This is a genomic window from Paraburkholderia sp. RL18-085-BIA-A, from assembly GCF_046027075.1.
GTDB lineage: Bacteria > Pseudomonadota > Gammaproteobacteria > Burkholderiales > Burkholderiaceae > Paraburkholderia.
In genome coordinates this window covers 1-8,025 of the sequence record NZ_JARESU010000238.1, presented here as the reverse complement: position 1 = coordinate 8,025, position 8,025 = coordinate 1, and the positions used below count along the sequence as shown (strand labels likewise).

The following is an 8,025-nucleotide window of genomic DNA, read 5'->3' as shown; positions in this document are numbered from 1 at the left end:
CCGGTACGGCAAAAATGGTGTTCGTTAAAAGGTCGCACCCGCATGCGGAAGCCCGCAAGATTTTCAAGCGCGTATTGCAAACGCAAGGTTAGCGTTATACGGATGCGTTGGCCCCCAGCAAGTCCATCATGTGCGACAGGTTGCACGGCCGCTCTCTGTACCCCTTGCAGCATCGGCAATCGCTCTGCCGGTGCGTTCGTCCCTGGAAATCGAAGAAGAGCTGGCCGAGCTGAGAAGTCTGCGCCGAATCACTGTCGAACGACTCCGTCCCGTCTCGAACTTCCGGAGCCAACCCATAAGGATTGTTCGCTGCGAGCGCCGCTATGTCCCCTAACGAATGAATATCGGACAACGGCCCGCGTCCCAGCGAGGGCGACGCGGCGCTCAGATCCCGTACAGCGACTAGCCGGAAAAGGGCGAGGAAGTCGACCCGGCAAGCTCCTACTTTTGTCAACCCGATGTTCAAAGCGCCCGCCGCAAAGTACGAATGGCTAACTGCGTCATGGCGATCGGCGTGGGCCACCGGTTCGCGTATGAGCCGGTCTACAGCGTGTTTGACGTCTTGTGAGTACTGCGCCGGCGTCTCTCCCTTTACATGGAATCGAGGATCTCGCCATGGGCTTCCGTCATTAGCGCATTGAAGCTGTTGACGAGGCCGTGTTCGCCCGGACCGGGGTTCGCACGCAGCGGCTTGGCACCTTCAACCAGAATCTCGTCCGAATCGGTACCGAGAACGGCGATCGTTTCGGCGATGAACGCGTCAAACGGCATCGCCAGTTCGGCTTCGCGGCTGTTGATGAGGTCCGTGCGCACCCAAGGCGGTGCAATCTCGAGCACGCGAACCTTCGTATCCCGTAACATCAAGCGCTGCGAGAGGACGTACGAATGGATTGCCGCCTTGGTCGACGAGTACACCGCGGTCGCGGCCAACGGCACGAAAGCAAGCACCGAGCTTGTATAGGCGACGACAGCGTCATTCTGCGTCTTGAAGTGATCGATTAGCGCTGACGTCATGCGGATTGGCCCCATGAGGTTGGTCGTGATGGTGGACACCATCAGCGCGTCGTCGATCCGGCCGCCCACCTGGTCCGGCTGCATGATGCCCGCGTTATTGATCAGGACGTTGAGTTCGGGGTAGTCCACGATCAACTGCGCCGCTACCTGGTCGATGCTGGCCGCGTCGGTAATGTCGAGCTCGATCGCAACCATCCCGGGGTTCGCCGCAATCACCTCGGCGAGATGGCCGCGCCGGCGGCCGGCAATGATAACCTTGTTGCCGCGCCTGTGCAGCGCCTCGGCAAGCCCGCGGCCGATGCCCGAACCGCCTCCCGTGATGAGGATCGTGTTACCGGTGAGTTTCATAGTCGTAACTTTGTTTTCCAGGACGGTCCATATAATTCAGGCCCTGCACAGACGACGGCGCATGACTTCTGTGTAAGGAGATTGGCTTAAGCGGCCGACTGCGCACTCCTGCTACCGGGTACGATCCGGCTCGCGCGACACCGGACGTCTGCTGGCGGTCTGCGACGGTTTCCAATGTCATCCGACGATCAGCATCACCTGCAACGCGCCATAGTGCGCACGCGAACAGCACGAGAATGCCCCATGCGGACAGGCCCGCAGTCACGATCATTCCGGTCATCGTTGGCTCCTGGCAGGCTGCAAACTCGCTGCATTCCTCGGTCATTTTCGACGAAACACTTCGCACAGCAGACGGCGGTGATATTCGGCCAATAGTTCACGTGCTTCCGGACGTCTACCTTCAACTTGCCGCATTCATCGCAGCGATCCAAGACACGGACCTGCATCGGCCGGCGGTGCCAATGTTCGAGCCTGTTCATGTCAGCAGCCCTCGTGTTGATCTGCGACGCCGACGGCGATGATGTTCGCGGCCATCTTCCGCAGTTCTGCTGACGTCGGATCATCTCGGCGCAGCTCAAGCAAATCCCTTGCGTTCGTGCTCATCGTGGCGCTCACTGGATACAGATTCGGCTAAGGTCAACAGTCCGGCGATACACGTTCTTATTCAACCAGGGGACGAACGTGTACTCGTCGTACGCGTTGCTACCGATATAAACCCAGTTATGCAGAACGTTTGACATGGCTGACATTCACATGAAATCGCTAAGTCCATGGAATCAAGATAGACGGACGATTCCAGGAAAACCATTCTACGAACGGTCACAGCGGTTCTACGTGAACATAGTGCGCTTATACGTTTGGATACCTCGAGGCATCACGGAAGCTCGTGTTCGAGTCTTGGCGGCGATCTTACGGGACCCGTTACTGGAAGCCGGCCATACGCGGGTGGGAGACATCCATTCCCAAGCAGGAGCAATGCCTGCCGTGCGCAGAATAGTCTTTTTTGTCTTGCAGGTTTAGCTTGATTCGCACTGTCAAATTATCGGTCAACGAACGGCCTAACACGTATGACTTAAGGAAACCTAGTTTAATCTTGGGGGATGAGCCGCCTGGCCGCGTGCCGGTCGCGCCGGCTTTGCACCAGCACGTCGAGCACCGCGCCGTGCTGGTCCACCGCACGCCACAGCCAGTGCTTCATCCCGTTGATCGTGACGACCATTTCATCGAGGTGCCACTTGTCGCCTCGCGCCAAAGCGGTCGACCGGATACGCCGGGCAATGCCCAGCCCAGACTTCACCGACCAGCGCCGCACCGTCTCGTAGGTCAGATCGATGCCACGGGCGGCCGGCAGTTCCTCCACCATGCGCAGGCTCAGCGGGAAACGGTAGTACAGCCACACCGCGTAGCTGATCGCATCGGGCGGGAAGCGGTATCCCGCATACGAAATAGCGGAGCTGGCGGGCGTGCGGTGCGGTTGGGCAGTTGGTTTCATGCCCGCCATTGCCGCCACACTCCCGTTGCCTTGCCAACAACGTGACAGTGCCCAGCCGAGTCATCGCGCTTCTCTTTGATTCCAGATACTCTTTTCGATGGTCACCGTGTCGGGCGCGCCATTCTGGGCGATCGATTTCTCAAAGTAGCGCCGCGCTGCAGTCTTGTCCCGAGGAAGTCAAGGAAAGGGCGCGGTTAGTACGATTTGTACGGCAGGAACTTGCCGGACAGCAGCACCTTGACCCGATCGCCTTTCGGATCGGCCTCACGCTGGATATCCATCGAAAAGTCGATGGCGCTCATGATGCCGTCGCCGAACTCTTCGTGAATCAGTTCCTTGATCGTAGTGCCATACACGCTGACGATTTCGTACCAGCGGTAGATCAGCGGATCGGTCGGCACCGCGGTCGCGAGCGAGCCCTTGTAAGGCACGATCTGCAACCATGCGACGGCCTCGTCCGGCAGCCCGAAAATCTCGCCGGCAATCTCGGCCTGGTGCTTGCTGAAGGTCATCTGGCCGAGGCACGCGGCCGTCGTCCACTCCTTGCTCTGGCCGATCTTCCCGGCAATCTCACTCCACTTCAGGCCGTTCGCGACCTTGGCGGAAACGATCATCTGCGTTACTTCATTGCGGCTGGAAATCATGGTTGGTTTCTTGGGTAGGAGATCAGGCAATCGCCTTGAGATTGGGTCCGGCAGCCCGCGCGACTGTGGCCGGCGCGGCTGCGCCGTCATCGAGCCCGGGATAAACGAGCCGTTTCGTGGCGGCGGCCACGCGCCCGGTATCGGGCCGGACGCCGTGGGTGGTGCTCAGTTCTTTCGAACGTCGCACCAAAAAATCGACCAGATAATTGCGGATTCGATAAAACTGCGGGTCATGGTGCATTGTCTCGCGCTGACGGTTAGCTGGCAGCGTGTTGACGACGATCTCGGCAATCTGGGCGCGCGGCCCGTTGCTCATCAGCATGATCTTGTTCGACAGCAGGATTGCTTCGTCGACATCGTGCGTGATCATGAACACGGTCTGCTGCGTCGTGGTGCAGATTTTCAACAACTCATCCTGGATCACGCCGCGCGTCAACGCGTCGAGGGCGCCGAACGGCTCGTCGAGCAGCAGCATGCGCGGCTCGATTGCAAACGCCCGCGCGATGCCGACGCGCTGCTTCATCCCACCCGACAACTCCGACGGCTTCTTTTTTTCGGCGCCCTTCAGCCCGACCATCTCGATGAAGCGTGCACCGTGCGCGGCGATCCGCTCGCGTGTCCAGTCCGGATAGCGCGAGCGCACCGCGAACGCGATGTTGCCTTCCACAGTCATCCACGGCAGCAGCGCATGGTTCTGGAATACCACACCACGATCAAGCCCCGGTCCGGAAATCTCGCGGTTGCGCACGATCACGTGCCCCTCGCTGGGCCGCTCGAGACCGGCCAGCACGTTCAGGATGGTGCTCTTGCCGCAGCCGGAATGGCCGATCACGCAGACGAATTCGCCCTGCTCGATCGTGAAGCTGACATGTTCGAATACCGGCGGCAGGTCGTCCCGATAGCGCTTGGTTAGTCCTTCGACGCTGACGAAACTCGTCGCGCCGGACGTCTGGGCATTCGACTTAGTCGACATAGGTCACCTTGCGCTGAAGTTGGGCGAACAGCAGGTCGAGTGTCATGCCGACCAGACCGATGAGCAATACCGAGAACAACACGTTGGCCAGTGACAGGTTGTTCCATTCGTTCCACAGGAAGTAGCCGATGCCGGTGCCGCCGACCAGCATTTCGGCCGCGACGATCACGAGCCACGCGATGCCCATCGAAATCCGCATACCGGTGACGATGGTGGGGGCCGCCGCGGGCAGCACGACCCACAGTGCGCTGCGCAATGGCGGCACTTCAAGGGTGCGCGCCACGTTGAGCCAGTCGCGCCGCACCCCAGCGACACCGAACGCGGTATTGACGAGCATGGGCCACACCGAGCAGATGAAGATCACGAACACCGCCGAGGCCGACGAGCTCTTGATCGTGTACAACGCGATCGGCATCCAGGCGAGCGGCGAAATTGGCTTCAGCACCTGGATGAACGGATTGAAGGCGAGGAACGCAAGCCGCGACATGCCGATCACAAAACCGAGCGGCACCGCAACCAGCAGCGCAATCGCGTAACCTGCCGCCACCCGCACGAGCGAATAGGCGAGTTGGATGCCGACGCCCTTGTCGTTCGGACCGTTGTCGTGGAACGGATGCGCGAGCTGGCGTGCCGCCTCGTGCGCGAACTCGGCAGGCGATGGGAAGCCGATGACCTTCATCGAATCCGCCGCAGCGCCGTCCCCGCCCGGATCGGGCGCGTTGCCCATCAGCACTGCGTACTCGGCAGCCTCGGCGGCCTCGGCACTCGTGGCTTTCGATGCCGTCGTCGCGGCTGTCGCGGCTGGCGTCTTCGGGAGCGTCGCAGCCTGCCAGGCGACCAGCAGCAGCGCGAACAATGCAAGCGAGCATAGCGCCGCCTTGCTTCGCAACGTGAATCGTCGATTTGCAGTCATTCAGTTTCTCCTGCGTTCAGGCGCGTTTGATGCCAAAGCCATTGAGGTAAGCGTCGGGTCGGCTCGAGTCGAAAGTTCGTCCCATCACCGTAATCGGCCGGTAGCCATCGTTGCCCGCAATATCCGGCGGTGTCTCACCGATCTGCTTCATCGCGTTGTACGCGTCGGTCAGCAGGAATATTTGCTGCGCGAGTGAACGGTAGTTGACGCCGCCCTTCAGATAACCCCAACGCTTCATCTGCGTCATCATCCATGTCGCCATCGAATACCACGGCAGCGGCTGAAAATCGATCCGGTCTGCGACGCGGTGCACGTGGCCAATGCCGTCCGCATAGGTGCCGGTCAGCACCTGGCGGATCACCAGCTCGGGCTGATTCAGATAGGCAGGCGCAGCAATCATTTTCGACAGCTCGGCGCGATGCGCAGAGTCGCTCGCATAGGCGGCCGCGCGCAGATTCGCACGCAGCAGCGCGGCGAACGCGTTCGGGTTCTGCCGCACGAACGCGTCGGGCACACTGAACGAGCAGCAGGGGTGCCCCGCCCAGATGTCCTTCGACAGAATATGAATGAAACCGACCTCGTCGAATACCGCGCGCTGGTTGAACGGATCGGGTCCCAAAAATCCGTCGATGTTGCCCGCACGCAGGTTCGCGATCATCTCCGCGGGCGGCGTCACACGCAGTTGCACATCGCGATCCGGATCGATGCCATGCTCCGCGAGGTAATAGCGAAGCAGAAAGCTGTGCATTGAATAGTCGAACGGAATCGCGAAGCGGAAACCTTTCCAGTTGCGCGGGTCGCGGTTGTCCTTGTGTCTGAGCGCCAGCACGATGGCCTGGCCGTTCACGTTCTGGATCGTCGCGACGCGCGTCGGCGTGGGCTGCGAACCGACGCCAAGCGAAATCGCTAGCGGCATCGGCGCGAGCATGTGCGATGCGTCGAGTTCGCGATTCAGCATCCGGTCGCGCACCAGCGCCCAGCCGCCCACCTTGTTCAGCGTGACGTTCAGCCCTTCCTCTTTGTAAAAGCCGAGCGGCTCCGCGGCGATCAGCGGCGTGGCGCAGGTGATCGGCAGAAAGCCGACGTTGAGGTCGCGCTTTTCGAGCTGCGTGGCTTTCGTTTCTGCGAAAGCCTGCTGGAGCGACGCGATCGGCAGCACGCTGTACACGGCGGCGATGGCCGTGCTCTTGCCGACCGCACGGATAAAGGCACGCCGCATCGAGTTGCGAGGAAAGAGTGCGCGTACGGCCGCTGCTTCGATGGCGTCTCGCCACGCGGCTTCACCGTCCGCGCTGCGTCCTTCATGCGCGTCGTGCGCGGTGCCCGCCGTGGCGGCGCGGTGCGCGGCTTCATCGGCATGGCGGCCACATGAGCAGCCGCCAAGCGTGCTGCCGGGGTCGAACGGTTGATAGCGGTTACCCATGTGGTGTCCGATGCGTGAGGGTTGGTTCAGGCCGCGAGCTCGACGCGCCGGCTGCCGACCGTCAACGACGAAACGATGTCGCCATCACGGTACTGCGCCATCGCGAGGTGTCCGTCGTCTTCTTCGACGATTTGCCACTCCAGCTCGCGCGAAGGCAGTCCGCGCACGACGATCGGCGTCGAGCGCGTCTTCACGCGGATCACGGGCGACTGGTGGCGATAGCCCGCATGTTCGCAGCCGGTCACCGCGTGCGCGATCGCTTCGGCCTGCGCGACAATCGGCTCGATGAAGCGGCATGGCTCGCCGGCGAAGCTGATGCAGTCGCCGAGCGCGTAGATATCCGGCACGCTGGTCTGCAACGTGCGGCAGTCCACTACGATGCCGTGCTCGAATTCGAGTCCTGCCATTCTTGCGAGGCGCCCTTCGGTGGCGAGCCCCACGGCGCACAGCACCAGATCGGCGGCAATCCGCTCGCCGTGCTGCGTCGTGATCACCTTTTCGCTTCGCGTGGCGCTGACATCGGCGACACCGCCGCTTGCCGTCGTCGCGTCACTCGTCCGCTCTGTGGCGCACGCGTCGATCCCACGCCGCGCCTCGACGCTCACGCTGCGGCCGGGCAGAAAGTGGATACCGAGCCGCGTCCAGGCGGCGAGCAGGCGGCGCGAGGCCGGCGTCGGCAACAACGTCGCGAGGGGCCTGTCGCTCACATCCAGCACGGTGACCGTATGTCCCGCCCGTGCCAGGTCCTCCGCCAGCTCGCAGCCGATCAGACCCGCGCCGATCACCGCCACGCGCGCCCGCCCCGCCGTCAGCCGGCGCTGCATGCTGCTCCACATCGACAGATCGTTGACGCGCCAGCACAGTTCGCGCGGCAAGCCGGACGGCGCCACGGGCCGCGCCCCCTGGGCGAGAATCAGTTGCCGGTAACGGAACGTGCCCGCCGTCGTGCGCAGCTGATGCAGCGCCGGCGACAGCCCAACCGCGTAGGTATGGGCGACCAGCCGTACGCCGAGGCGTGTTGCGGCGGCCGGGCCGGTCTCGAATACGAGCCGCTCCGGTGTGCGTTTCTCGCTCAGCGAAACCGACAATTCCGGCTTCCGGTAACGGTCCGCCGGGCAGGCGCTCACCAGCGTGATCGGTATGTCCGGATCCAGCGCCCGGACTGCTTCGACGGCTGCCCAACCCGCCGTGCCGCCGCCGACCACGATTACCCCAGGC

7 protein-coding genes and 2 pseudogenes are annotated in these 8,025 nt (G+C 62.2%); all 9 read right to left on the bottom strand.

Annotated features, from left to right (window positions below; genetic code table 11):
• Positions 1-591: 591 nt before the first annotated feature.
• The gene (locus P0D89_RS49565; protein WP_408369732.1) at positions 592-1,362 is read right to left on the bottom strand and encodes an SDR family oxidoreductase; all 771 of its coding nucleotides are present in this window, start codon (positions 1,360-1,362) and stop codon (positions 592-594) included.
• A gap of 480 nt (positions 1,363-1,842) precedes the next feature.
• Positions 1,843-1,965 (bottom strand): hypothetical protein, encoded by a 123-nt coding sequence (locus tag P0D89_RS49560; protein ID WP_408369735.1) that lies wholly within the window; start codon positions 1,963-1,965, stop codon positions 1,843-1,845.
• Positions 1,966-2,461: 496 nt separating this feature from the next.
• Positions 2,462-2,854, bottom strand: a pseudogene (locus P0D89_RS49555) (IS6 family transposase); the annotation flags it as partial.
• 87 nt (positions 2,855-2,941) lie between these two features.
• Positions 2,942-3,025: pseudogene (locus tag P0D89_RS49550) on the bottom strand (IS6 family transposase); the annotation flags it as partial.
• Positions 3,026-3,048: 23 nt separating this feature from the next.
• A complete protein-coding gene (gene cynS, locus P0D89_RS49545; protein ID WP_408369738.1) occupies positions 3,049-3,498 on the bottom strand; it encodes a cyanase in 450 nt (149 codons plus the stop codon).
• Between the two features lie 22 nt (positions 3,499-3,520).
• Positions 3,521-4,471, bottom strand: a complete 951-nt coding sequence (locus tag P0D89_RS49540) for an ABC transporter ATP-binding protein (protein WP_408369741.1) — start codon at positions 4,469-4,471, stop codon at positions 3,521-3,523.
• Positions 4,461-5,384: a nitrate ABC transporter permease gene (gene ntrB, locus P0D89_RS49535; protein ID WP_408369744.1), complete on the bottom strand. Its 924-nt coding sequence runs from the start codon at positions 5,382-5,384 to the stop codon at positions 4,461-4,463. Before ntrB ends, P0D89_RS49540 begins: the two co-directional genes overlap by 11 nt.
• 16 nt (positions 5,385-5,400) lie before the next feature.
• Entirely contained in the window at positions 5,401-6,807 is a 1,407-nt protein-coding gene (locus tag P0D89_RS49530; protein WP_408369747.1) for a CmpA/NrtA family ABC transporter substrate-binding protein, read from the bottom strand.
• 26 nt (positions 6,808-6,833) lie between these two features.
• On the bottom strand, positions 6,834-8,025 hold a 1,192-nt coding region (locus P0D89_RS49525; protein ID WP_408379169.1), incomplete at its 5' end, for an NAD(P)/FAD-dependent oxidoreductase.

What these genes read in the sequence shown, in the direction of transcription:
- P0D89_RS49565 (WP_408369732.1), bottom strand. Translation starts at nt 1,362, where the DNA reads ATGAAACTCACCGGTAACACGATCCTCATCACGGGAGGCGGTTCGGGC.
- P0D89_RS49560 (WP_408369735.1), bottom strand. Translation starts at nt 1,965, where the DNA reads ATGAGCACGAACGCAAGGGATTTGCTTGAGCTGCGCCGAGATGATCCG.
- cynS (WP_408369738.1), bottom strand. Translation starts at nt 3,498, where the DNA reads ATGATTTCCAGCCGCAATGAAGTAACGCAGATGATCGTTTCCGCCAAG.
- P0D89_RS49540 (WP_408369741.1), bottom strand. Translation starts at nt 4,471, where the DNA reads ATGTCGACTAAGTCGAATGCCCAGACGTCCGGCGCGACGAGTTTCGTC.
- ntrB (WP_408369744.1), bottom strand. Translation starts at nt 5,384, where the DNA reads ATGACTGCAAATCGACGATTCACGTTGCGAAGCAAGGCGGCGCTATGC.
- P0D89_RS49530 (WP_408369747.1), bottom strand. Translation starts at nt 6,807, where the DNA reads ATGGGTAACCGCTATCAACCGTTCGACCCCGGCAGCACGCTTGGCGGC.